This window comes from Bacillus sp. RO2, assembly GCF_012911845.1.
Taxonomy (GTDB): Bacteria; Bacillota; Bacilli; order Bacillales; family Bacillaceae_I; genus Sutcliffiella_A.
The window spans coordinates 1-23,610 of record NZ_JAAXCU010000025.1; the positions used below are offsets into that span (position 1 = coordinate 1).

Consider the following 23,610-nt stretch of genomic DNA (forward strand, 5'->3'; position numbering starts at 1 on the left):
GTAATGTTCTTTTAGGATATCATCGCTGATATCGACACATTGCCAAATTGGTCAACGGTTAGGTAATTAACGGCGCACGGTGGATGCCTTGGGACTAGGAGCCAATGAAGGACGGGACTAACACCAATATGCTTCGGGGAGCTGTAAGTAAGCTTTGATCCGGAAATTTCCGAATGTGGAAACCCACTGCTCGTAATGGAGCATTATCCTTAGCTGAATACATAGGGTATGGAAGGCAGACCCGGGGAACTGAAACATCTTAGTACCCGGAGGAAGAGAAAGCAAACGCGATTTCCTGAGTAGCGGCGAGCGAAACGGAATTAGCCCAAACCAAGAGGCTTGCCTCTTGGGGTTGTAGGACACTCAACATGGAGTTACAAAGGAACGGGGTAAATGAAGCGATCTGGAAAGGTCCGTCATAGAAGGTAAAAACCCTGTAGTTGAAACTTCGTTCCCTCCTGAGTGGATCCTGAGTACGGCGGGACACGAGAAATCCCGTCGGAAGCAGGGAGGACCATCTCCCAAGGCTAAATACTCCCTAGTGACCGATAGTGAACCAGTACCGTGAGGGAAAGGTGAAAAGCACCCCGGAAGGGGAGTGAAATAGATCCTGAAACCGTGTGCCTACAAGTAGTTAGAGCCCGTTAATGGGTGATAGCGTGCCTTTTGTAGAATGAACCGGCGAGTTACGATCCCGTGCAAGGTTAAGTCGAAGAGACGGAGCCGTAGCGAAAGCGAGTCTGAATAGGGCGAATGAGTACGTGGTCGTAGACCCGAAACCAGGTGATCTACCCATGTCCAGGGTGAAGTTCAGGTAACACTGAATGGAGGCCCGAACCGACTCACGTTGAAAAGTGAGCGGATGAGGTGTGGGTAGGGGTGAAATGCCAATCGAACCTGGAGATAGCTGGTTCTCTCCGAAATAGCTTTAGGGCTAGCCTCATGTGTTAGAGTCTTGGAGGTAGAGCACTGATTGGACTAGGGGTCCTCATCGGATTACCGAATTCAGTCAAACTCCGAATGCCAAAGACTTATCCATGGGAGTCAGACTGCGAGTGATAAGATCCGTAGTCAAGAGGGAAACAGCCCAGACCGCCAGCTAAGGTCCCCAAGTATACGTTAAGTGGAAAAGGATGTGGAGTTGCTTAGACAACCAGGATGTTGGCTTAGAAGCAGCCACCATTTAAAGAGTGCGTAATAGCTCACTGGTCGAGTGACTCTGCGCCGAAAATGTACCGGGGCTAAACGTATCACCGAAGCTGCGGACTGTTCTTACGAACAGTGGTAGGAGAGCGTTCTAAGGGCGTTGAAGCTAGACCGTAAGGACTGGTGGAGCGCTTAGAAGTGAGAATGCCGGTATGAGTAGCGAAAGAAGGGTGAGAATCCCTTCCACCGAATGCCTAAGGTTTCCTGAGGAAGGCTCGTCCGCTCAGGGTTAGTCGGGACCTAAGCCGAGGCCGAAAGGCGTAGGCGATGGATAACAGGTTGATATTCCTGTACCACCTCCACTCCGTTTGAGCAATGGGGGGACGCAGAAGGATAGGGTAAGCGCGCTGTTGGATATGCGCGTCTAAGCAGTAAGGCTGAGAAGTAGGCAAATCCGCTTCTCATTAAGGCTGAGCTGTGATAGCGAGGGAAATATAGTACCGAAGTTCCTGATTTCACACTGCCAAGAAAAGCCTCTAGCGAGGAGTATGGTGCCCGTACCGCAAACCGACACAGGTAGGCGAGGAGAGAATCCTAAGGTGAGCGAGAGAACTCTGGTTAAGGAACTCGGCAAAATGACCCCGTAACTTCGGGAGAAGGGGTGCTCTGTTAGGGTGTTAAAGCCCGAGAGAGCCGCAGTGAATAGGCCCAGGCGACTGTTTAGCAAAAACACAGGTCTCTGCGAAGCCGTAAGGCGAAGTATAGGGGCTGACGCCTGCCCGGTGCTGGAAGGTTAAGGGGAGAGGTTAGCGCAAGCGAAGCTTTGAACCGAAGCCCCAGTAAACGGCGGCCGTAACTATAACGGTCCTAAGGTAGCGAAATTCCTTGTCGGGTAAGTTCCGACCCGCACGAAAGGCGTAACGATCTGGGCACTGTCTCAACCAGAGACTCGGTGAAATTATAGTACCTGTGAAGATGCAGGTTACCCGCGACAGGACGGAAAGACCCCGTGGAGCTTTACTGTAGCCTGATATTGAATTTTGGTACAGCTTGTACAGGATAGGTAGGAGCCTGAGAAGCCGGAGCGCTAGCTTCGGTGGAGGCGTCGGTGGGATACTACCCTGGCTGTATTGAAATTCTAACCCGCAGCCCTTATCGGGCTGGGAGACAGTGTCAGGTGGGCAGTTTGACTGGGGCGGTCGCCTCCTAAAGAGTAACGGAGGCGCCCAAAGGTTCCCTCAGAATGGTTGGAAATCATTCGCAGAGTGTAAAGGCACAAGGGAGCTTGACTGCGAGACCTACAAGTCGAGCAGGGACGAAAGTCGGGCTTAGTGATCCGGTGGTTCCGCATGGAAGGGCCATCGCTCAACGGATAAAAGCTACCCCGGGGATAACAGGCTTATCTCCCCCAAGAGTCCACATCGACGGGGAGGTTTGGCACCTCGATGTCGGCTCATCGCATCCTGGGGCTGTAGTCGGTCCCAAGGGTTGGGCTGTTCGCCCATTAAAGCGGTACGCGAGCTGGGTTCAGAACGTCGTGAGACAGTTCGGTCCCTATCCGTCGTGGGCGCAGGAAATTTGAGAGGAGCTGTCCTTAGTACGAGAGGACCGGGATGGACGCACCGCTGGTGTACCAGTTGTCTTGCCAAAGGCATAGCTGGGTAGCTACGTGCGGACGGGATAAGTGCTGAAAGCATCTAAGCATGAAGCCCCCCTCAAGATGAGATTTCCTTTTACTTCGGTAAGTAAGATCCCTGAAAGATGATCAGGTAGATAGGTTCGAGGTGGAAGCATGGCGACATGTGGAGCTGACGAATACTAATAGATCGAGGACTTAACCCAACAACAATGAACTAATTTGAACGATAGAATGTCTTGATATGAACACATTATCTAGTTTTGAAGGAACAAAGAAAGATGTAAAAACATCTTGATTTTCTTCCTCAATTTTGTATAATATAATTTGTCTGGTAATGATGGCGAAGAGGTCACACCCGTTCCCATACCGAACACGGAAGTTAAGCTCTTCAGCGCCGATGGTAGTTGGGGGATCTCCCCCTGTGAGAGTAGGACGTTGCCAGGCTAGTATTGTTCCACCATAGCTCAGCGGTAGAGCATTCGGCTGTTAACCGAAGGGTCGTAGGTTCGAATCCTACTGGTGGAGCCATGCTTCCATAGCTCAGTTAGGTAGAGCACTTCCATGGTAAGGAAGAGGTCACCGGTTCGAGCCCGGTTGGAAGCTTATACAAAAAATTGGCCCGTTGGTCAAGCGGTTAAGACACCGCCCTTTCACGGCGGTAACACGGGTTCGAATCCCGTACGGGTCACCAAAGTTTTTTCGCGACAGTGAAAATAACTTTCCTTAATAACATATTTTTTTACATTGGAGGATTAGCTCAGCTGGGAGAGCACCTGCCTTACAAGCAGGGGGTCGGCGGTTCGATCCCGTCATCCTCCACCATATCCCTTGGAGGGGTAGCGAAGTGGCTAAACGCGGCGGACTGTAAATCCGCTCCTTCGGGTTCGGCAGTTCGAATCTGCCCCCCTCCACCATTTTAACTTCGAAATGAAAATTCCGGAGTTTTTGTTTGAAGAAATGTATAAACTTCCCGAAATCAGAGATAATAAGTGAAGTTAGTTATCAATGAAGATAGGGTATGTGGTACATAGAGACAACTACAATTAATGGGCTATAGCCAAGCGGTAAGGCATCGCACTTTGACTGCGACATGCGTTGGTTCGAATCCAGCTAGCCCAGCCAACGTGCCATTAGCTCAGTCGGTAGAGCATCTGACTTTTAATCAGAGGGTCGAAGGTTCGAGTCCTTCATGGCACATAATTTTTTTCAAAGCTTTATTATAACTTCATAAGGGGCCTTAGCTCAGCTGGGAGAGCGCCTGCTTTGCACGCAGGAGGTCAGCGGTTCGATCCCGCTAGGCTCCACTTATTAATAAAGTTTAAGTCATAGACCTTTTGGTTTATGGCTTTTTTGTTTGTTTTCTGGACTACGTAAGATTTTTACGAAAAAGTTTTAATTGTAACTTAAGGCTGAGAGAACTCCAATTACTCCATAAATAAATCGGGCGATAATTTAGGATTACGGGCTATTTTTCTACCTAATCGGGCGATAATTTAGAATTACGGGCGAAAATAAAATTAATCGGGCGATTTTTAAAAAATACGGGCGAAAATAACGACTAATCGGGCGAAATGCAAAAATGGCCAGTCAAGTCCTTAATATTGTGTAAAATTCCTTACAAGTGTTTTCAACTATTATAGGATATATGGGTTATTCCCCTCACATTTTTTTGAGCGGAACTTCCGTGATTTTATCTCTTCATAGTCAGGATGGGCTGTCAAAGGCTCCTCACTTTGACAGCTCAGGCTCGGATCGGTTCACTTAACTTTATCTTTATAGATATCCTCACATCTTCCCTCCGTCATAAATAATCCAACAATTCCAAACTGCATATATATTCAAAACTATGTCGAGTTGAGTCATCTGATAGTTTCCCTATACAATAGAACTAGATTACATAAAGGGGGACACGATTCATGAAGAAAGATATCAGCATTATTGGAGTACCAATGGACTTGGGGCAGACACGTCGCGGAGTGGATATGGGTCCTAGTGCGATAAGATATGCAGGAGTAGTAGAAAGATTAGAAAATTTAACAAAGACAATAGAAGATCTTGGAGATATCGAAATAGGCAGTAGAGAAAGAACAGCATCAGGTGAAAGTAACCTCAAAAATTTGAAAGCGGTTGCGGAGGCAAGTGAAAACCTGGCTTCTAAGGTAGATGAAGTCCTATCAAGTGGAAGGTTTCCTCTTGTATTTGGTGGAGATCATAGTATTGCTATTGGGACCATTGCAGGTCTTGCGAAGCACTATTCCAACATGGGAGTCATCTGGTATGACGCACATGGGGACCTGAATACGGGAGAAACTTCCCCATCAGGTAATATTCATGGCATGCCACTTGCAGTAAGCTTAGGAATTGGTGATTCTACATTGACGTCTATCGGTGGTGACCATGCTAAAATCAAACCAGAAAATATTGTCATAATTGGTGCAAGATCTTTGGATGAAGGCGAGAAAATATTAATTAAGGAAAAAGGCATTAAAGTATTCACGATGCATGAGATTGATCGCTTGGGTATGACTGCCGTGATGGAAGAAGCTATTGCCTACTTGAAGGAACGAGAAACTGATGGGGTTCACCTATCATTAGACCTTGATGGACTAGATCCTCATGATGCACCTGGCGTTGGGACACCAGTACTTGGAGGAATCTCGTATCGCGAAAGCCATCTGGCTATGGAAATGCTAGAAGAAGCAAATATCCTGACATCAGCAGAATTTGTAGAAGTTAACCCAATTTTAGACGAGCGTAACAAAACAGCTACGGTAGCTGTGGCGTTAATGGGATCCTTGTTTGGCGAAAAACTTCTATAAATCGGTCTGTTAATCTACTTTTACAAAAAAACACCAGCAACTAATACTTAACTAGTTGCTGGTTTTCGTTTTATTTGTAAGTATAGGTATTGATTTATCAATGAATCAAGCGAGGTGCTCGCATCAATTACTTCCTTAGATTGAAGATGGTTAGATGAGGAAAGTCGAATCATTTCTTCTCTTTTTCTCTCAATTGCTTCTTGTAAATGGACGGTAGCATGGACGGCCACTATACAACACCCCTTATTCATTAGGCTTCAAAAAACCAATAATAGTTGCTTTTACCCTCTTTTATCCTTTTTTAAATCAAATTCAGTAAAAATTTGTTAGAATATATTTTAGAGAGAAGTTTTTCGTGAAAAAATGAAACCTTTTACGGCGTAGGCACGTATTACAAGTCGACCGCCAGACAACGGGGGAACGGAATGGAAGAGCTAATCAGAAAAAGAATAAAACAAATAAAAAAAGGCGATCAGGATGCATTTGCGGAAATTGTGGAATTGTTTAAGGACAAGATTTATCAATTGGTCTATCGAATGATCGGCAATTCGCATGAAGCAGAAGACATTGCACAAGAAGCGTTTATACGTGCATATATTAACATCAACAGCTTCGATGTAAATCGCAAGTTTTCGACCTGGTTATATCGAATTGCCACAAACCTGACGATTGACCGCATCCGCAAAAAGAAGCCAGATTATTATCTAGATGCAGAAGTAGCAGGCACAGAAGGTTTAACTATGTATTCCCAGGTTGCAGCGGATATTGCGTTGCCGGAGGAGGAAGTGGAAACAATGGAGCTGCAAGGAGAAATCCAGCGCCAGATATTAAAGCTTCCGGATAAATACCGATCGGTAATTGTCTTAAAATACATTGATGAGTTATCATTGATTGAAATCAGTGAAATTCTAGAAATTCCGGTCGGAACCGTAAAGACTAGAATCCATAGAGGGCGAGAAGCGCTGAGACAGCAATTGCGCCATGTTTAATTCTGGAGGTGTTATAAATAATGAATAAATGCCCGGAACATATCGTCCAGTATATGCATGAGTATTTAGATGGTGATCTAGAAAAAGAACGAGAAAAAGAGTTAAAAGCACATCTCCACGACTGCAAGGAATGCTATCAGCAGTTTCATGAACTGGAGAAGGCGATTGCCCTTGTGCAAAGCACCTCTCATATATCTGCACCAAATGATTTCACGCAAAGAGTGATGAATAGTTTACCGAAAGAAAAGAAGACGATCGGTTGGAATCGCTGGTTCCGTTCCCATCCGATGCTTGTAGCTGCTGCCATTTTCTTTATTTTAATGAGCGGAAGTTTATTTGGAGGTTGGCAGGAAGAGAAGTTTGCATTCACGAACCAGCCGAATCTTGTAGTCGAGGATAATACCGTCGTTGTCCCAGAAGGAAAGGTTGTAGATGGTGATGTTGTCGTAAAGAACGGAAACATTCGCGTGGAAGGTGAAGTTAGAGGGAATGTGACGGTCATCAATGGCGAAAACTACCTCGCTTCCGCAGGCCAAGTAACAGGAGAAATCGAAGAAATTAACCAAGTATTCGAATGGATCTGGTACACCATGAAAGACGGTTTCAAAAAAGCGGTTGATGTGTTTAACGATTGAGCAATAACTTAGTTGATCGCAGTGGAAGGCGCGAAGACTCCCGCGGGAGGAAGGGACAGGGAAGACCCCACAGGGCGCATGCCCGAGGAGGCTTCCGGACCGCCCGCAGGGAAGCGAAGCGCCTGAAACGAAGATCAACTGTTATAAGTTATATCAAAATGAGGTGCTTGAAACTATTCAAGCATTTTTTTATATTTCAAGGAGATTATAATAATATTGCAAAACATGAATTAACAGGCCATTTCTACCTGATTGTTAAAAATATGCTATAATAACATGGTTACGGTTTTCGTACTAGATACATAAATCTTGTACTGTTAAAGGAAGTGTGAGGATGCCTTTTGAAATACCTTTTGGAGATATGCCATATTTAAGTTACCTTGCTAATATCATAGATATTTTACTCGTTTGGTTTGTTATCTATAAGCTTATCATGGTCATCCGTGGGACAAAGGCGGTCCAGTTATTAAAGGGGATAACAGTAATTGTAGTGGTAAGGATCATTAGTAACTTTTTAGGATTCAGTACCTTACAATGGTTGATGGACCAAGCTTTGACATGGGGATTCCTGGCGATTATCATTATTTTTCAGCCAGAGCTTCGTCGCGCCTTGGAGCAATTAGGTAGAGGGAAATTGTTTTCAAGAAGCGGGATAGATGATGAGGAAGAGCATGCCAAAATGATTGAAGCAGTCGTTAAATCCGTGCAATACATGGCCAAACGCCGTATTGGAGCGTTGATTTCGATTGAACGAGAGACCGGGATGGGAGATTACATAGAAACGGGTATTCCGTTGCATGCAAAAGTTTCATCCGAACTTTTGATTAACATCTTTATTCCGAATACACCACTTCATGATGGAGCGGTTATTTTACAAAAGAGCCAAGTATCTGCAGCAGCTTGTTACCTGCCATTGTCCGAGAGTCCTTTTATATCAAAAGAGCTCGGAACAAGGCATAGAGCAGCACTTGGTATCAGTGAAGTAACAGATAGTATCACCATTATCGTATCGGAGGAGACTGGTAGTATATCTGTTACAAAGAACGGTGAGTTGCACCGTGATCTAGAACCTGAATTATTCAGCGAGCTATTGAAGAAAGAATTGGATATAAGTGTGAAGACCGCTACTTCGAATCGCTGGCAATGGAGGGGGCAGAAGGATGGATAAGTTTATCAATAACCGTTGGGTGATGAAAATTATCGCTTTGTTGTTGGCTTTTATGCTTTACATGTCAGTCAGCATTGAGAATAGTTCCACTCAGCAGGCAGACTCTCCCCCTTCCCCTTTTTCCGGCTCCACTGATGTGCAAACAGTGACAGATGTTCCGGTTGAAGCGTTCTATGACCGGGAGAATCTAGTTGTTTCCGGTGTTCCGCAAAGTGTTACAGTAACACTAGAGGGTCCTACGGCATCTGTTAAACCAACGGCCTTGCAGAAGGATTTCGAAATCATTGCAGATCTTTCGAATTTGGGTATCGGGACTCATCAAGTAACGTTGGAGTCTAGGAATCTTTCTGACAGATTAGATGTAGTAATTGAACCGTCAGTAGCTTCCGTTACCATCCATGAAAAGATCTCTGAGGATTTCCCAGTGGACGTTGATTTTATTAACAGAGGCCAGATGGAAGAAGGTTATCAAGCAGAACAACCAATTGTAAAGCCTAATATTGTTAAAGTAACAGGATCTCGTGAATTGATTGAAAGTATCGCATTGGTGAAAGCACGTGTTGATCTGAAGGGCGTCAATGAAGCTGTTGAACAACAGTCTCGTGTGACGGTATATGACAGGGAAGGAAACACGTTGAATGTGGAAGTAAATCCTCCTGTAGTAGATGTGAGTGTTCCTATTACAAGTCCCTTTAAATCAGTTCCGTTGAAAATAAATCGCAAAGGGTCTTTAAAAGAGAATCTAAGTATTACAAAGATAGAAGCAGTACCAAATGAAGTAACGGTCTATGGACCAAAGAGCGCCCTTGACAAGTTAGAGTTCATTGATAATATAGAGTTGGATTTAACTCAGATTACGGAAAGCACAACCATTGAAGTTGATGTACCTGTACCGGATGGCTTGAAACGTGTTGTACCGGAAAAGGTGAAGATCAATGTGGAAGTGGAAAAAGAAGAGCAAAAAACGTTTACGAATGTCCCTATTCAACAAATCGGTCTATCAGAGGGCCTCGAAATAGAATTCATTGACCCGGAAACTGGTTTGATGGATCTTAGGGTACTTGGTGCACCAAGCACCCTTGAGGGAGTTAACAGCTCCGATATGGAAATGTATATCAATGTAACAGACTTAAATGCTGGGGAACATGAAGCTCCTCTTGAGATCAACGGTCCACAAAACGTTTCGTGGGACCTGCCAAAGAGAAATGTGAAGTTTAGATTAATAGAAGAAACTAATGAGTAGTAAAAGGAGAGATTTACGAAATGGGTAAATATTTTGGTACGGATGGAGTGCGCGGTGTAGCGAACTCGGAATTAACACCTGAATTGGCATTTAAAGTAGGACGTTTGGGAGGATATGTGTTAACAAAAGACCAAACTCGTCCGAAAGTGCTGATCGGCCGTGATACGCGTATTTCAGGACATATGCTGGAAGGAGCGCTAGTGGCAGGTTTACTATCCATTGGTGCAGAAGTCATGCGTTTAGGTGTAATCTCTACTCCTGGTGTGGCTTACCTGACAAAAGCATTAGGTGCCCAAGCTGGTGTGATGATCTCTGCTTCTCATAATCCGGTTGCAGACAACGGAATTAAGTTTTTCGGTCCGGATGGTTTCAAACTTTCTGACGAGCAGGAAGCGGAAATTGAAGCATTGATGGATGAAGAAACAGATAGCCTTCCTCGTCCAGTCGGTGCAGACCTAGGTCAAGTAAACGACTATTTTGAAGGCGGACAGAAATACCTTCAGTTCTTAAAACAGACTGTGGATGAGGATTTCTCCGGTATTCACATTGCATTAGATTGTGCACATGGTGCGACATCTTCTCATGCTACACATCTTTTTGCAGACCTTGAGGCGGACATTTCTACAATGGGATCTTCTCCAAATGGACTGAACATCAATGATGGTGTAGGATCTACTCACCCAGAGGCGCTTGCACAATTAGTGCTTGATAAGGGTGCTGATATCGGTCTTGCATTTGATGGAGACGGAGACCGCATCATTGCGGTGGATGAAAAAGGACAAATTGTCGACGGTGACCAGATCATGTTCATCTGTGCAAAATACTTAAGCGAACAAGGTCGTCTTCGCCATAACACAGTCGTATCCACTGTGATGAGCAACCTTGGCTTCTACAAAGCATTAGAAGCTAACAATGTAGAAACAAAGCAAACAGCAGTGGGTGACCGTTATGTAGTAGAAGAGATGAAGAACGGCAATTACCTCCTTGGTGGAGAGCAATCCGGCCACATCATCTTCCTTGACTACAACACTACAGGTGACGGCATGCTAACAGGTCTTCAGCTAGTAAATATCATGAAGTTAACGAAAAAGAGCCTATCTGAGCTTGCTGGTGAAATGACAAAGTTCCCACAACTTCTTGTGAACATAAGAGTGACGGACAAGCACCGTGTAACAGAGAACGAAAAAGTAAAGGCTGTCATTGAAGAAGTAGAAGCGGAAATGAACGGCAACGGCCGCATCCTTGTGCGTCCTTCCGGTACAGAGCCTCTTGTACGTGTCATGGCCGAAGCGCCAACTCAAGAGCAATGTGATGAATATGTAGAGCGTATCGCAGCTGTTGTGCGCGCGGAAATGGGCACGGAATAATTGATACGGTGAACGAGAAAGATATGCATATACCGCACTTATGGAGCGGTGGATGCATATCTTTTTTATATGGTGTGGAATTTTTGGTTATGGATGGTGATTGCATGTAACGTCTTTGTTTGGTGGTATCAATGCTGGAAAAGATTGAAGTAGCAGCATGCGTCATGCGTTGGATGAAGTGGAATTTGCATTTGTCCGAAGTTTTGCCGTTTTTGACCGAAGTTTCAGCGAAGTTGGCCGAAGATTTCGCGAATTTGACCGAAGATTGGACATAATTGTCCGAACGAAATTTTAATATGTCCAAACATCGTGGATTTTTGACCGAACAGTGCCCATCAATTGTCCGAACCTACCCCTAAAACCATGCCGAATTGTCCGAACTGTATGGGAAAGTGTCCGAATGCTTTTTTAACCTATCAAAAAGCAGGAAATTTGCTCATTTTTACAACTTTCTAATGTCTAATCCAACTCCTTGAGCTAACTTACTACTCAATTCACACCAGTAGCATAAGTAAAAATGGCCTCACCTTTGCATAAAATGGAAATAATCCACATAATTGTTGACGAATTGGGGTATGGAAGGTAAGATATTATTTGTTGCTATTCAAGAATGGAAAGGAGCATTAAAGCTACACGACAATAACTAGATACACAAAGCGCCTGAACTAAGCGACGGACGATACAATGCTTAGTTGACGAGGAGGAGGTTTATCGATCTATCGGCGGATGCCTCCCGGTTGCCAATCACAACCGACTTTAGGGACAGTTTAAAGCATAAAGGCAACTTTATGTACAAAGACTGTTACTATGATTACAAAATTATTTTATAGGTAATGTGGGGGCAAGACTGTCCCCTAACTATGGTGTGCTTTCTTGTCCCTGCAACTCTAGGGAGGAAACTATTTATGTGCGGAATCGTAGGATATATCGGAACACAAGATACAAAGGAAATTCTTTTAAAAGGTCTAGAAAAGCTTGAATACCGTGGATATGACTCTGCTGGGATCGCTGTTATGAACGAGAGCGGCGTACACGTATTCAAGGAAAAAGGCCGTATTGCAGACCTTCGCGAAGTAGTGGACAATGACGTTTTAGCATCAACTGGAATCGGTCACACTCGCTGGGCAACTCACGGTGTACCAAGTCAAGTAAATGCGCATCCACACCAAAGTACATCTGGACGATTTACACTTGTACACAACGGAGTAATCGAAAACTATTCACAACTTAAACGCGAACACTTACAAGGCGTAGAGCTAGTAAGTGAAACTGATACAGAAGTAGTCGTACAAATCATCGAGAAATTTGCAAACGAAGGACAGCATGTGGAAGAAGCGATGCGTCGCACTCTTTCCATCCTAAAAGGTTCTTACGCGATTGCTTTACTGGATAATGAAGATCCTGAAACAATCTATGTAGGGAAAAACAAGAGCCCATTATTAGTTGGAGTAGGAAAAGGTGACTTCAACGTAGTGGCAAGTGATGCAATGGCGATGATTCAGGTGACGGATCAATTCGTTGAGCTGATGGACAAAGAGATGGTTATCGTGAAGAAAGAAGCGGTAACGATCAAAAAGCTGAACGGTGAAATCATCGAGCGCGCGCCATACACGGCTGAACTTGATGCAAGTGATATCGAAAAAGGCACATACCCACATTACATGTTAAAAGAAATCGATGAGCAGCCATTAGTAATTCGTAAGCTCGTCCAAAAATACCAAAACGAAAACGGCGAATTGACGATTGATGAAGACATCATCAACGCAGTGAAACAATCTGACCGCCTTTACATCGTAGCAGCAGGAACAAGCTACCACGCAGGTCTTGTTGGAGCGCAAATGATTGAAAAGCTTGCAAAGGTTCCTGTAGAAGTACACGTAGCAAGTGAGTTCAACTACAACATGCCGATTCTATCTGAAAAACCGCTATTCATCTTCATCTCTCAAAGTGGAGAAACAGCGGACAGCCGTGCGGTACTTGTACAAGTAAAAGAGTTGGGTTACCCTGCACTTACTGTAACTAACGTACAAGGATCTACACTATCCCGTGAAGCAGATTTCACATTGCTACTTCACGCTGGCCCTGAGATTGCAGTTGCTTCTACAAAAGCTTACACGGCTCAACTTGGCGTTCTGTCCATTTTCGCTGCTGTACTAGCGGAATCTAAAGGACACAACCTAGAATTCGACCTAGTGCAAGACCTAGGAATCGTTGCAAACGCAATGGAAGTTCTATGTGATGCAAAAGAAGAGCTAGAAGACATCGCTCGCAAATTCTTGGCAACAACAAGAAACTGCTTCTTCATCGGCCGTACAATGGACTACTATGTTGGTCTTGAAGGTGCGTTAAAACTAAAAGAAATCTCCTACATCCAAGCAGAAGGATTTGCTGGAGGAGAATTAAAGCACGGAACGATTGCCCTGATCGAAAATGGTACACCAGTTATCGCGATTTCCACACAAGAACAAGTGGACTTAAGCATCCGCGGTAACGTGAAAGAGGTAGTAGCACGTGGTGCCAACCCTTGTATCATCTCCATGAAAGGCTTAGAAACAGAAGAAGACAGCTTCGTTGTACCACCAGTAAACGAACTGCTCTCTCCACTAGTTTCTGTTATTCCGTTGCAGCTGATCTCTTACTATGCAGCACTTCACAGAGATTGTGACGTAGATAAGCCACGTAACCTTGCGAAAAGTGTTACGGTGGAATAATTCAATAATTAGGTTAAATATGAGAAGCACCTTTACTGTGAAAAGTAAGGTGCTTTTTGTATCTTCTTAGTCCTGTATCTCTAATCCAAAGTCAGTGATTGTGATCTGTACTTCATAATCGATGGAGTCTGAGTGAAAATAGAATCCCAGTCGATTTGGTGATCTTTCCAAGCTAGATTTAATCTTTTTTTTAAAAACTTCTTCATCTATTTGCTCCTCTAATTTTCTTCTTGCTTTTTCCTTTAATCAAAGATTAGGCCTTCTGATTTAACTGCTACTATTATCACTCATGACCTAAATACGATGCGTTCCTTTATTCAATTATCGAACATAAAACGAGAAAAGATTGTTCCTGAGAGATTAGAATGTAAAACTAGCTCCTTGACAATATAGATGAATTTTATTATTTTTATATAGAACTTGATAAAATTATCACATTCGTATAACTCCAATAATATGGTTTGGAGGTTTCTACCAGGTACCAATAATTCCTGATTACGAAGGAAATACAAGAATTTTTTCTTGTGCTTTCTTCGTAATCAGGATTTTTTTTGTTGAAAAATAGGAGGACAAATAATGAATTTTTCTAAAATACCTAAAATTGAACTTCACTGCCATTTAGATGGGAGTGTTAGACCGGAGACTATCATTGACATCGCAAAGAAAGAGGGCATCCATATACCTTCTTTTGATAAGGAAGAGATAAAAGAAGAACTAATTGCTCCATTAAATTGCGAATCCTTAGATGAATATCTTAAAAGATTTTCAATTCCTAATTTAGTAATGCAGTCAAAAGAAAATTTGAAAAGAATTACTTATGAGCTTTATGAAGATGCAGCAAAGGAAAATGTAAAATATATGGAGGTTCGATTTGCCCCCTTACTTCATACGAAAATGGGATTATCTATAGAAGAAATTATCTTAAGTGTGATAGAGGGAATGAAAGAGGCAGAAGAAAAATTTGATATTCATGGAAATATCATTTTGTCATGTATGAGAACAATGCCGGTGGAAAGTGCTTTTGAGGTCGTTGAGAAGGGGGAGAAATTCTTAGGGAAAGGGGTTGTCGCAATAGATTTGTGTGCTTCTGAGGAAGAAGGTTTTTGCAGGGAATTTATTGAACCAATCAAATTGGCTAGAAAATATGGCTTTAGAGTCACGATTCACGCAGGTGAAACTGGAATCGGGAAAAATGTGCTCGAAGCTGTTAAATGGTTAGGAGCTGAAAGAATTGGACATGGTGTGTTCATTCATGATTGTGAAGAAGCATATAATATTGTAAAGCAAAGGCAGGTAGTACTTGAAATGTGTCCAACAAGTAATGTCCAAACCAAAGCAGTAAAACAAATCAGTGATCATCCAATCTATGATTTCCACAGGGATGGAATAAAAGTAACTGTTAATACAGACAACAGAACGGTTTCGAACACAACGATGGCAAAGGAATGTAATTTAGTCTGGAATGAATTTGCCATGAGTGATGTTGAGTATAAACAGATTTACATGAATAGCGTACAAGCCTCTTTTGCAAATGAAAAGGTAAAGAAAAAACTGAAGAAATATTTACAGTACATTTAAAATTATTCATTTATAAAATACCTGTAAATGGATGGTATGCCGAAAGAATTGGTAGTAAGCGAATGGGTAGCTTAAATAAAACACCGTTTCAATACTGAAACGGTGTTTTATGTGTTTTGTCGCTCTCACAATATAAAACATTTTTTAAGTGTACCCGATTCTAAATTAGGCTTTATATAGGAGAGTCATTAACTAGCATTTCTTTCAAGTTCTACACTTTGCGACTTTTCTTTTTTCACCTGCCCCCAAACGTATCCCAACACACCACCAATAATTGCTGGAAGAATCCAACCTAAACCTACTTCATATAAAGGAAGAATCGTAGCAAAAAGGTTTTCAACCGGTGCTATGCTAATACCCGCAGCCTTCAATGCATCAGAGAACGCCACAATGGAAGTGAATATCATGCTTCCCTGATACACTTCTTTTCTTCCGTTAAAGAATGAATGCAAGAAGGTTAAGGCCATCAAGCAGACAACAAATGGATAGATCGCAACTAACACCGGTACAGAAACGGCGATCAACTGAGTTAAGCCCACGTTTGCAAAAATAGCACTAATGGTAGATAACAAGACAACAAAAGTTTTATAAGAAATGTTTGGCAATAGTTTATTAAAGTAGGAAGAACATGAAATGATAAGACCGATACTTGTTGTTAAACATGCTCCTATAACAATCAGGCTTAGTAATAACCCGCCATAAGCCCCGAAGAAGTGATTAGATGCACCTGATAGCACCGCTCCCCCATTTTCTAATAATCCTAAGGCTTCTACACTTGAAGCACCAATATAAGATAGAGATGTATAGATGATGGCAAGAAGTCCTGCTGCGATGCTGCCTGCTTTAGTCACAGCAATCATGATTTCCTTTTTCGATGTCGCGCCTTTCTCTTTAACGGCATTGATGACAACAATTCCAAAAACAAAGGCAGCAAGGGCATCCATGGTCAGGTATCCTTCTTGGAATCCTGTGAAGAAGGAGCCGTCTACATAACTCTCAGTAGGAGCCTGGAAGCTACCTATTGGGAAAATAAATGCCGTGGCAATTAATATTCCTATGAAAACTAGTAATAGTGGTGTTAAAACTTTTCCTACAATATCGACTATTTTAGTAGATTTTAAAGAAAAGAATACGGTAACGCCAAAAAATAGACTGGTGAAGATTAATAACCCAATGCTGCTACTTTCTTCTGATAAGAACGGTCTGATTCCCATTTCAAAGGACGCCGTTCCTGTTCTTGGAATGGCAAAAAGAGGTCCAATAGCTAGATATAAAATAACGGTAAAAGCAAGTCCGAAAACGGGGTGGACCCTACTCGCTAAAGACTGGAGATCGCTTTTCCCTGAATAGCCCAAAGCTAGTACTCCAAGCAAAGGCAAACCAACTCCAGTTACGATAAAGCCTGCATTAGCAGACCAGATATTTGTCCCTGCAGATTGACCGAGCATGGCTGGAAAGATTAAATTTCCTGCACCGAAGAATAAGGCGAACAGCATAAATCCAATAGCTAGTACAAATGAAAAAGGCATTTTGTTTATCATCTTAAGTCCTCCTGGTAGTTTAGTGATCTGGTTGTTCCCATATAAATATATAGAAAATTATTTTAGTAAGGTAATATATTGCATACCACAAGATAACACATGCAAAATATTTATGCAATATATTACTGATGGTGATTGAATGCAATATATTGTATTTAAAAGCAGAATACTATACACTTTTATTATAAGTCATGAACCGTATTCATTATTTTTCAAATTGATAAAGGTGGTTGTTCATAATGCCCATACCTACCAACTATTCATCTCCCACTCGGGTATCCGCTAAAAAACGCGCCTTTGCTCAAATTCAAGAGTGGATTATTGACGGAACGCTTCAACCGAAAGAAAAGCTGAATGATGCAGAACTTGCACAAGCTTTAGGTGTGAGCAGAACGCCTATACGAGAAGCACTGCAACTACTCAATGTTCAAGGGTTAGTGGAAATGTTTCCAGGAGTAGGCACGCAAGTCACCTCTGTCAATAAAGAAGACATAACCAAGATCCTTCCTCCATTGGGCGCTCTAGAGGCGCTGGCTGCTGAACTGGCAACACCATTAATTACCCAAGATACTATTGATACATTGCGTGAGATAAATACTGCATTCGCACGTGCCATTAAAAAAGGAGACTTTTATTCTGCATTAAAGCAGGATGAGCAGTTCCATAATATTATTGTCGAGAACGCGGAGAACCCTTATCTAGCTAACTCAGTATCAAACCTTCAGGCACATGTTTTGCGTCTCTATTTTCACCAGTCCATTATTCTGACAGATGCTTCTATAGAAGAACACGAGTCTATGCTAAAAGCATTTGAAAATCGAGACCCAGAAACGGCGGCTAAAATCGCCCGCACTAACTGGCTTCGAGCAATTGATGAGTTCTATGCGGAGCAGAAAGATAGTGGAGAATAGTTTATTTTTGAACGGAGCAGATAAAATGCAAATTATCGAACTAAGAGACAAGGATCAACTATTGGAAAACGCAATCCAAGTTTTTTGGCAGCAGTGGGGGAGTGAGGAGAACTTTAAGTTTTATGAAGATGCGATTCTCCATTCTGCTACAACCTCTTCTGATATACCACGATTTTATGTGGCAGTGGAAGAGGGTGAAATCATAGGTACGTATGCTATCTTACGAAATGATATTAATAGCCGTCAGGACTTGTGTCCATGGTTGGCTTGCCTTTATGTGGCAGAGGAGCATAGAGGGAAGGGGATAGGTGCAAAGCTTCTGGATCACGGATTAAGCGTGGCGGCAGAAAAAGGCTATGAGAACCTATACCTAACAACAGATTTAGAAAACTATTATGAGAGATACGGCTGGGAAAACAGCGGGATCGTTTATGGGCCAGGTGGTGGCTCCATTAAGCTCTATGAAAAAAGGATTACTAAATAAAAGAAAATCCGGATGAAGTGTCTAAACTCCATCCGGATTTTTTGCTTTATTTTTTCACTTTTACATCATAACGATCTGCATCCATCACTTTTACCCATGCAGCCACAAAGTCGTTTACAAACTTTTCTTGGCTGTCGTCTTGTGCGTACACTTCGACAAGGGCACGAAGGACGGAGTGGGAACCGAAGACTAGGTCTACCCTTGTTCCAGTACGGACTAGCTCGCCAGTTTGGCGATCACGTGCTTCATAGTAGCCTTCTCCTTCTACAGGCTTCCATTCCACACCCATATCAAGCAGGGTCACAAAGAAGTCATTGGTGAGCGTGCCTACTCGGTCCGTAAAGACACCGTGCTTCGTGTCGCCGTGGTTGGCACCAAGGACACGCAAGCCTCCGAGAAGGACGGTCAATTCTTTTGCAGAAAGGTCCATTAGTTGAGCTTTGTCCACCATGAACTCTTCCGGTTTCAAGGAGTATTCCTTCTTATGGTAGTTGCGAAAAGCATCCGATACAGGCTCCAGCACTTCGAAGTTTTCTTCGTCTGTTTGGTCCTGTGTGGCGTCACCGCGACCTGGTGTGAATGGAACTTTTACATCAAAGCCGGCGTCCTTGGCAGCTTTTTCAACGGCTGCACTTCCGCCAAGCACGATTAAATCTGCCAGGCTGACGTTTTTATCCAGGCTGCTTTGCAAGTCTTCTAACACATTGATAGCCCTAGCAAGCTGCTCTGGCTCGTTTGCTTCCCAGTCCTTTTGAGGGGAGAGGCGAACGCGGGCACCATTTGCGCCACCGCGTCTGTCCGAATGACGGTAGGTGCTGGCAGAAGCCCAAGCAGTTTTCACAAGTTCGCTGACAGAGAGACCACAATCTAATAGTTTTGCTTTGAGTTCCTCAATCTCCGCATCTGTTAACGTGTAGTTCACCTTCGGAACCGGATCCTGCCAAATGAATTCTTCTTCTGGCACTTCAGGTCCTAAGTATCTGTCGCGCGGCCCCATGTCACGGTGAAGCAACTTAAACCATGCGCGTGCAAAGGCATCGGCAAACTCATCCGGATTTTGATGGAAGCGGCGAGAAATCTTTTCGTATTCTGGGTCCATGCGCATTGCCATGTCCGCAGTCGTCATCATTGTTTTTACTTTTTTGGATGGATCGTGAGCGTCTGGAGCTAGGTGCTCTTCATCCGGATCAATTGGTGCCCATTGGTAGGCGCCAGCTGGACTCTTTGTCAGCTCCCACTCATACCCAAAGAGCAAATCAAAATAGCTCATATCCCATTTCGTTGGGGTTGGCGTCCAGGCACCTTCAATTCCACTTGTAATCGTGAATGCACCGTGGCCAGTTTCATGAGAACTCTTCCAACCAAATCCTTGATGTTCCAGGCCTGCTCCTTCTGGCTCTTCTGTCACATGAGATGGGTCCCCTGCACCGTGGGCTTTCCCGAATGTATGTCCGCCGGCAGTCAATGCCACGGTTTCCTCATCATTCATACCCATCCGCTTAAAGGTATCGCGAATATCAAAGGCACTTTTCTTTGGATCTGGTTCGCCGTTTGGTCCTTCTGGATTCACATAAATCAATCCCATTTGCACGGCTGCAAGTGGATTCTCGAGGTCACGTTCGCCGGAATAACGGTTGTCGCCAAGCCATTCCTTCTCCGGCCCCCAGTTTACGTCTTCTTCAGGCTGCCAAATATCTTCACGGCCACCGCCGAATCCAATCGTTTTTCCACCCATGGATTCAATCGCTACATTTCCTGCAAAAACAAGCAAGTCTGCCCAAGAGAGCTTGTTGCCATATTTCTTTTTAATCGGCCAAAGCAAACGACGTGCCTTGTCCAAGTTACCATTATCAGGCCAGCTGTTTAACGGTGCAAAGCGCTGAGAGCCGCTTCCGCCGCCTCCGCGTCCATCTGCTTGACGATATGTACCTGCAGCATGCCAGCTCATACGGATAAAGAAAGGCCCATAATGCCCATAATCCGCCGGCCACCAGTCTTGGCTGTCTGTCATAAGATTATGTAAGTCCTCTTTCAGGCTCGCATAATCAATCTTTTGAAATTCCTCTGCATAGTTAAAATCTTCCCCTAGTGGGTTTGTCTTCATGTCATGCTGGTGAAGCACATGCAAGTCTAGTTGATTCGGCCACCAGTCTTTGTTCTTAGTGCCTCTGATCGGCTTTTCGGAACTACTTTCTCCCGTAAACGGGCACTTTCCAACGTTCTCATTGTCCATACATCTTTTCCCCTTTCTGTTTTGAGAAGAGTAAATAGCACACTATCTTGCCTTACAACGTACGAAACTACAAAATGAGACAACATCAATTCTTACATTGTAATTATAATAAATAATCAGCAGAATAAAAAGAAATATGACTTAATTTTCGATAATATTCTGAAATTAAAACTATTTGAGTTCGTCGCCAATAATTAAGATGCCTTTTTATTGGAATTTAATACCTATAATTGAAAAAGCCAATCACTATTTACATAGGATTGGCTTTGAGGATGAAACTATTTAATTTTCAGAAGGGTCTCGGTACCTGTACTTATATTGTAATAATAGGTTTGATACTCTGTTTCAAAGGTAGATTTGCTCCAGATGCTTGTTCTATCGTTTGTTTCCTCTGTTTCCACTAATCTCAGTTCGCCTGCGCCAAGTGTCATGATGTTTTGGCGCTCCTTTATGAGTGATGCTGACAATAATATTGACGAGCGCTATGATGAATACAATAGCCCCAGTAACGGTAAGCCCTACTATGCCTTCAAAAAAGTTAAATTCCTGTAATGATAGTTATTGCTAAAAATAGTATTTGAAGAAAAAGGTTTGAATGGTATCCAGACAACCTCTTTTATTATTGTTTTTTTCTTGCATAACTTTGGCCCTGTCCTCTCTTAAAAATAACCCGTCCAAAAGTTACAATAACCTCTGAAAAAGTCACAATCCTCGCCGAAATAGTTACAATAACTCAATGAAAAGTTACAATCCACCGAAATGGCGCGATGAAAAATACAAAAATTACGCTAGTTTAGTTGAAAAACCCTAATTTTTAGGCTACCGTTCAATATATATAGAAGTTCCGAATGGAGAGAGAGCATATGATGTTAGTGTTAGGTGTTTTAGGAGTGCTAGTTTTGGTTGGTGGGCTGTTTGCAACAATCCAGGTAGCAGGAAAAGGGGATCAGGACTATCAGAAGAAATCGGAGGGGAATGTAAGACGACTCACGTACATTTATATCGTGTTGTTTGTCGTTATTATAGTTGGATTTATCGTTTATTTGAGATGGTTTGTGTAGCATGGAATGTTAAAAGCCCCCCGGGAGGTTATCTCCGCGGGGGGCTTTTGTGTTTACTATAACTTAAACGAACTCTTCAACGACACAATCTCATTAAACACAAGATTGTCTTCAGTTGTATGCTTTGGATCCACATTGAAGTAACCGTGACGGAAGAATTGGAATTTCTCCTGTGGCGCCACACCCTTCATGTTCTCTTCCACAAAACCATTTAACACTTTCATGGAATTCGGATTCACTTTGTCAAGGAAGGATTTCTCGACAACTTCCACCGATTCCTCTTCCGTGCCAGCAACATTAGCCACTTCAGTTTCGACTTCCTCTTCAGGCTCCTCGTCCAATAGCAACGGTTCGAACAAACGGAACTCAGCAGGGACCGCTTGGGATGCTTCTACCCAGTGTAATGTACCTTTTACTTTACGTCCTGTAAAGCCTGTTCCACTCTTCGTTTCAGGATCATACGTACAATGAATCTCCACCACATTTCCGTCCGCATCCTTAATAAAGTCCTCACACTTAATGAAGTAAGCATGTTTCAAACGAACTTCATTGCCAGGGAAGAGGCGGAAGTATTTCTTTGGCGGATCTTCCATGAAATCCTCTTGCTCAATATAAATCTCACGGGAGAATGGAATTTGTCTTGTTCCCATTTCCGGATTTTCCGGGTTGATTTCCGCATCCAGCATTTCCACTTGTCCTTCTGGGTAGTTGGTGATGACCACTTTCAATGGACGAACAACACCCATCGTACGAGGGGATTTCAACTTCAGATCCTCACGTACAAAGTGATCCAGCATTTGCGAGTCAACGAAACCAGAGCCTTTAGAAACACCTGTTTCACGAACGAATGCGCGGATTGCTTCAGGTGTGTAACCTTTGCGGCGCAGTCCGGAGATCGTCGGCATACGAGGGTCGTCCCATCCATCAACAATGCCTTCTTCCACAAGCTTGCGCAGCTTACGCTTACTCATTACGGCATTTGTGATGTTCAAACGGCCAAACTCGATTTGCTGAGGCGTGCCAGCCATTTCCGTTTCCGCTACGACCCAGTTGTATAGTGGGCGTTGGTCTTCAAACTCCACTGTACAGATAGAATGAGTCACATCTTCAATCGCATCCTCAATCGGGTGTGCGAAGGCATACATTGGATAGATGCACCATTTGTCTCCTGTGTTGTGGTGGGTAGCATGAGAAATACGATAGATAACCGGGTCACGCAAGTTGATGTTCGGTGACTTCATGTCAATTTTTGCCCGAAGAACTTTTTCTCCGTTACCGAATTCGCCTTTACGCATGCGCTCAAACAAGTCAAGGTTTTCGTCCACAGAACGATCGCGGTATGGGCTGTCTTTTCCTGGTTCTTTCAGTGTACCACGGTAAGCGCGAATTTCATCAGCAGAAAGGTCGTCTACATACGCTTTGCCTTTTTTGATTAAAAGAACCGCGCGATTATACATCTCTTCAAAGTAATCAGATGCAAAGAAAAGTCCGTCCCAATCATAGCCTAGCCATTTTACGTCTTCTTTGATGGAGTTAACATATTCAACGTCTTCTTTTAAAGGGTTGGTGTCGTCAAAGCGCAGGTTCGTTTTACCGTTGAACTCGTCAGCAAGATCAAAGTTGATAACGATGGACTTTGCATGTCCGATATGTAGGTAACCGTTTGGCTCTGGAGGGAAGCGGGTGATGACATGGTTGCGCTTGCCGGTTTCCAGGTCCTCTTTTATGATATTTCGAATAAAATTCGAGTTTGCTGGGTTATGTTCCAAGTTTTTCAACCTTCCTTATATAAGAATGCCGGGGGAGCGGGCTATTTTAGCTATTATCCCCACATTTATGATAGTCAATATTGTAACATAAGAAATGGTAAGCGCAAAAGCTTATAAGGGGGTGAGGGGAAGATAAGTTTCGAGTTTGACGCCACTGTTGATTTCCGCACCGGGCTTCGCTTTCCGCGGGGCGACCTTGAGCTTCCTCACAACGCTTCAGGGGTCTCAACATTGTCGCTACTCCCCCGCTGGAGTCTACGCCCTGTGCTCCAATCAACAGCTAGGTTGTCTGATATACAGAATCACCCTTTTTCAC

Annotated in this window: 17 protein-coding genes, 8 tRNA genes, 2 rRNA genes and 1 riboswitch; of the genes, 22 read left to right on the top strand and 5 right to left on the bottom strand. The window is 43.4% G+C overall.

Annotated elements, in window-relative coordinates:
* The first annotated feature begins 56 nt into the window (after window positions 1-56).
* From HF078_RS04575 to rocF, 11 genes are all read left to right on the top strand, one after another.
* Window positions 57-2,988: ribosomal RNA gene (locus HF078_RS04575) — 23S ribosomal RNA — on the top strand.
* A 124-nt stretch (window positions 2,989-3,112) separates the two neighbouring features.
* Window positions 3,113-3,229 (top strand): 5S ribosomal RNA (gene rrf / locus HF078_RS04580).
* A 9-nt stretch (window positions 3,230-3,238) separates the two neighbouring features.
* Window positions 3,239-3,313: transfer RNA gene (locus tag HF078_RS04585), tRNA-Asn, on the top strand.
* A 1-nt stretch (window position 3,314) separates the two neighbouring features.
* Window positions 3,315-3,388, top strand: a tRNA-Thr gene (locus tag HF078_RS04590).
* 13 nt (window positions 3,389-3,401) lie between these two features.
* Window positions 3,402-3,476: transfer RNA gene (locus tag HF078_RS04595), tRNA-Glu, on the top strand.
* A gap of 55 nt (window positions 3,477-3,531) precedes the next feature.
* Window positions 3,532-3,607, top strand: a tRNA-Val gene (locus tag HF078_RS04600).
* Window positions 3,608-3,615: 8 nt separating this feature from the next.
* Window positions 3,616-3,699, top strand: a tRNA-Tyr gene (locus tag HF078_RS04605).
* A gap of 133 nt (window positions 3,700-3,832) precedes the next feature.
* Window positions 3,833-3,907: transfer RNA gene (locus HF078_RS04610), tRNA-Gln, on the top strand.
* A 2-nt stretch (window positions 3,908-3,909) separates the two neighbouring features.
* Window positions 3,910-3,982: transfer RNA gene (locus HF078_RS04615), tRNA-Lys, on the top strand.
* A 34-nt stretch (window positions 3,983-4,016) separates the two neighbouring features.
* Window positions 4,017-4,089, top strand: a tRNA-Ala gene (locus tag HF078_RS04620).
* Window positions 4,090-4,701: 612 nt separating this feature from the next.
* Window positions 4,702-5,604, top strand: coding sequence for an arginase (gene rocF / locus HF078_RS04625; protein ID WP_169290046.1), 903 nt, complete (start codon window positions 4,702-4,704; stop codon window positions 5,602-5,604).
* A 47-nt stretch (window positions 5,605-5,651) separates the two neighbouring features.
* Here the strand turns inward: rocF and HF078_RS21025 are convergent, their stop codons facing one another.
* Complete coding sequence (locus HF078_RS21025) at window positions 5,652-5,834, bottom strand: aspartyl-phosphate phosphatase Spo0E family protein (protein ID WP_010194972.1); 183 nt, start codon at window positions 5,832-5,834, stop codon at window positions 5,652-5,654.
* Window positions 5,835-6,029: 195 nt separating this feature from the next.
* On the opposite strand from HF078_RS21025, the gene sigW reads away from it, so the two are divergent.
* The 8 genes from sigW (at window position 6,030) to add (ending at window position 15,295) form a co-directional block, all read left to right on the top strand.
* Complete coding sequence (gene sigW, locus HF078_RS04635; RefSeq protein WP_060666092.1) at window positions 6,030-6,593, top strand: RNA polymerase sigma factor SigW; 564 nt, start codon at window positions 6,030-6,032, stop codon at window positions 6,591-6,593.
* Window positions 6,594-6,613: 20 nt separating this feature from the next.
* The gene (locus HF078_RS04640; RefSeq protein ID WP_169290048.1) at window positions 6,614-7,228 is read left to right on the top strand and encodes an anti-sigma factor family protein; all 615 of its coding nucleotides are present in this window, start codon (window positions 6,614-6,616) and stop codon (window positions 7,226-7,228) included.
* Between the two features lie 346 nt (window positions 7,229-7,574).
* On the top strand, window positions 7,575-8,396 hold the full coding sequence (gene cdaA / locus HF078_RS04645) for a diadenylate cyclase CdaA (protein ID WP_148990332.1): 822 nt from the start codon (window positions 7,575-7,577) through the stop codon (window positions 8,394-8,396).
* On the top strand, window positions 8,389-9,639 hold the full coding sequence (locus tag HF078_RS04650) for a CdaR family protein (protein WP_169290050.1): 1,251 nt from the start codon (window positions 8,389-8,391) through the stop codon (window positions 9,637-9,639). The genes cdaA and HF078_RS04650 overlap by 8 nt, the downstream gene beginning before the upstream one ends.
* A gap of 20 nt (window positions 9,640-9,659) precedes the next feature.
* The gene (gene glmM, locus HF078_RS04655) at window positions 9,660-11,006 is read left to right on the top strand and encodes a phosphoglucosamine mutase (RefSeq protein WP_169290051.1); all 1,347 of its coding nucleotides are present in this window, start codon (window positions 9,660-9,662) and stop codon (window positions 11,004-11,006) included.
* A 131-nt stretch (window positions 11,007-11,137) separates the two neighbouring features.
* Window positions 11,138-11,281, top strand: a complete 144-nt coding sequence (locus HF078_RS04660; protein WP_169290052.1) for a hypothetical protein — start codon at window positions 11,138-11,140, stop codon at window positions 11,279-11,281.
* 630 nt (window positions 11,282-11,911) lie between these two features.
* Window positions 11,912-13,717 (top strand): glutamine--fructose-6-phosphate transaminase (isomerizing), encoded by a 1,806-nt coding sequence (gene glmS, locus HF078_RS04665; RefSeq protein ID WP_169290054.1) that lies wholly within the window; start codon window positions 11,912-11,914, stop codon window positions 13,715-13,717.
* Window positions 13,718-14,135: 418 nt separating this feature from the next.
* Window positions 14,136-14,235: riboswitch (purine riboswitch) on the top strand.
* 58 nt (window positions 14,236-14,293) lie between these two features.
* Complete coding sequence (add, locus tag HF078_RS04670; protein WP_169290055.1) at window positions 14,294-15,295, top strand: adenosine deaminase; 1,002 nt, start codon at window positions 14,294-14,296, stop codon at window positions 15,293-15,295.
* 188 nt (window positions 15,296-15,483) lie between these two features.
* Here add and brnQ read toward each other — a convergent pair whose 3' ends face one another.
* A complete protein-coding gene (gene brnQ, locus HF078_RS04675) occupies window positions 15,484-16,836 on the bottom strand; it encodes a branched-chain amino acid transport system II carrier protein (RefSeq protein WP_169290056.1) in 1,353 nt (450 codons plus the stop codon).
* 239 nt (window positions 16,837-17,075) lie between these two features.
* Between brnQ and HF078_RS04680 the strand changes: the two genes are divergently transcribed.
* Both HF078_RS04680 and HF078_RS04685 read left to right on the top strand, forming a co-directional pair.
* Entirely contained in the window at window positions 17,076-17,747 is a 672-nt protein-coding gene (locus tag HF078_RS04680) for a GntR family transcriptional regulator (protein WP_169290057.1), read from the top strand.
* Between the two features lie 25 nt (window positions 17,748-17,772).
* Entirely contained in the window at window positions 17,773-18,231 is a 459-nt protein-coding gene (locus HF078_RS04685; protein WP_169290131.1) for a GNAT family N-acetyltransferase, read from the top strand.
* A 46-nt stretch (window positions 18,232-18,277) separates the two neighbouring features.
* Here HF078_RS04685 and katG read toward each other — a convergent pair whose 3' ends face one another.
* A complete protein-coding gene (katG, locus tag HF078_RS04690; protein ID WP_169290058.1) occupies window positions 18,278-20,464 on the bottom strand; it encodes a catalase/peroxidase HPI in 2,187 nt (728 codons plus the stop codon).
* 278 nt (window positions 20,465-20,742) lie between these two features.
* The gene (locus HF078_RS04695) at window positions 20,743-20,895 is read right to left on the bottom strand and encodes a hypothetical protein (RefSeq protein ID WP_169290059.1); all 153 of its coding nucleotides are present in this window, start codon (window positions 20,893-20,895) and stop codon (window positions 20,743-20,745) included.
* A gap of 432 nt (window positions 20,896-21,327) precedes the next feature.
* Between HF078_RS04695 and HF078_RS04700 the strand changes: the two genes are divergently transcribed.
* Window positions 21,328-21,525 carry a hypothetical protein gene (locus tag HF078_RS04700; RefSeq protein ID WP_169290061.1) on the top strand — a complete coding sequence of 66 codons (198 nt, stop codon included), beginning with the start codon at window positions 21,328-21,330 and terminating at the stop codon, window positions 21,523-21,525.
* A gap of 56 nt (window positions 21,526-21,581) precedes the next feature.
* Here the strand turns inward: HF078_RS04700 and HF078_RS04705 are convergent, their stop codons facing one another.
* Window positions 21,582-23,294: a glutamine--tRNA ligase/YqeY domain fusion protein gene (locus HF078_RS04705; RefSeq protein WP_169290062.1), complete on the bottom strand. Its 1,713-nt coding sequence runs from the start codon at window positions 23,292-23,294 to the stop codon at window positions 21,582-21,584.
* Window positions 23,295-23,610: the final 316 nt, after the last annotated feature.

Excerpts from the sequence above, each read along its gene's own strand:
- rocF (WP_169290046.1), top strand. The coding sequence starts at position 4,702 with ATGAAGAAAGATATCAGCATTATTGGAGTACCAATGGACTTGGGGCAG.
- sigW (WP_060666092.1), top strand. The coding sequence starts at position 6,030 with ATGGAAGAGCTAATCAGAAAAAGAATAAAACAAATAAAAAAAGGCGAT.
- HF078_RS04640 (WP_169290048.1), top strand. The coding sequence starts at position 6,614 with ATGAATAAATGCCCGGAACATATCGTCCAGTATATGCATGAGTATTTA.
- HF078_RS04650 (WP_169290050.1), top strand. The coding sequence starts at position 8,389 with ATGGATAAGTTTATCAATAACCGTTGGGTGATGAAAATTATCGCTTTG.
- glmM (WP_169290051.1), top strand. The coding sequence starts at position 9,660 with ATGGGTAAATATTTTGGTACGGATGGAGTGCGCGGTGTAGCGAACTCG.
- HF078_RS04660 (WP_169290052.1), top strand. The coding sequence starts at position 11,138 with ATGCTGGAAAAGATTGAAGTAGCAGCATGCGTCATGCGTTGGATGAAG.
- glmS (WP_169290054.1), top strand. The coding sequence starts at position 11,912 with ATGTGCGGAATCGTAGGATATATCGGAACACAAGATACAAAGGAAATT.
- add (WP_169290055.1), top strand. The coding sequence starts at position 14,294 with ATGAATTTTTCTAAAATACCTAAAATTGAACTTCACTGCCATTTAGAT.
- brnQ (WP_169290056.1), bottom strand. The coding sequence starts at position 16,836 with ATGATAAACAAAATGCCTTTTTCATTTGTACTAGCTATTGGATTTATG.
- HF078_RS04680 (WP_169290057.1), top strand. The coding sequence starts at position 17,076 with ATGCCCATACCTACCAACTATTCATCTCCCACTCGGGTATCCGCTAAA.
- HF078_RS04685 (WP_169290131.1), top strand. The coding sequence starts at position 17,773 with ATGCAAATTATCGAACTAAGAGACAAGGATCAACTATTGGAAAACGCA.
- katG (WP_169290058.1), bottom strand. The coding sequence starts at position 20,464 with ATGGACAATGAGAACGTTGGAAAGTGCCCGTTTACGGGAGAAAGTAGT.
- HF078_RS04695 (WP_169290059.1), bottom strand. The coding sequence starts at position 20,895 with ATGACACTTGGCGCAGGCGAACTGAGATTAGTGGAAACAGAGGAAACA.
- HF078_RS04700 (WP_169290061.1), top strand. The coding sequence starts at position 21,328 with ATGATGTTAGTGTTAGGTGTTTTAGGAGTGCTAGTTTTGGTTGGTGGG.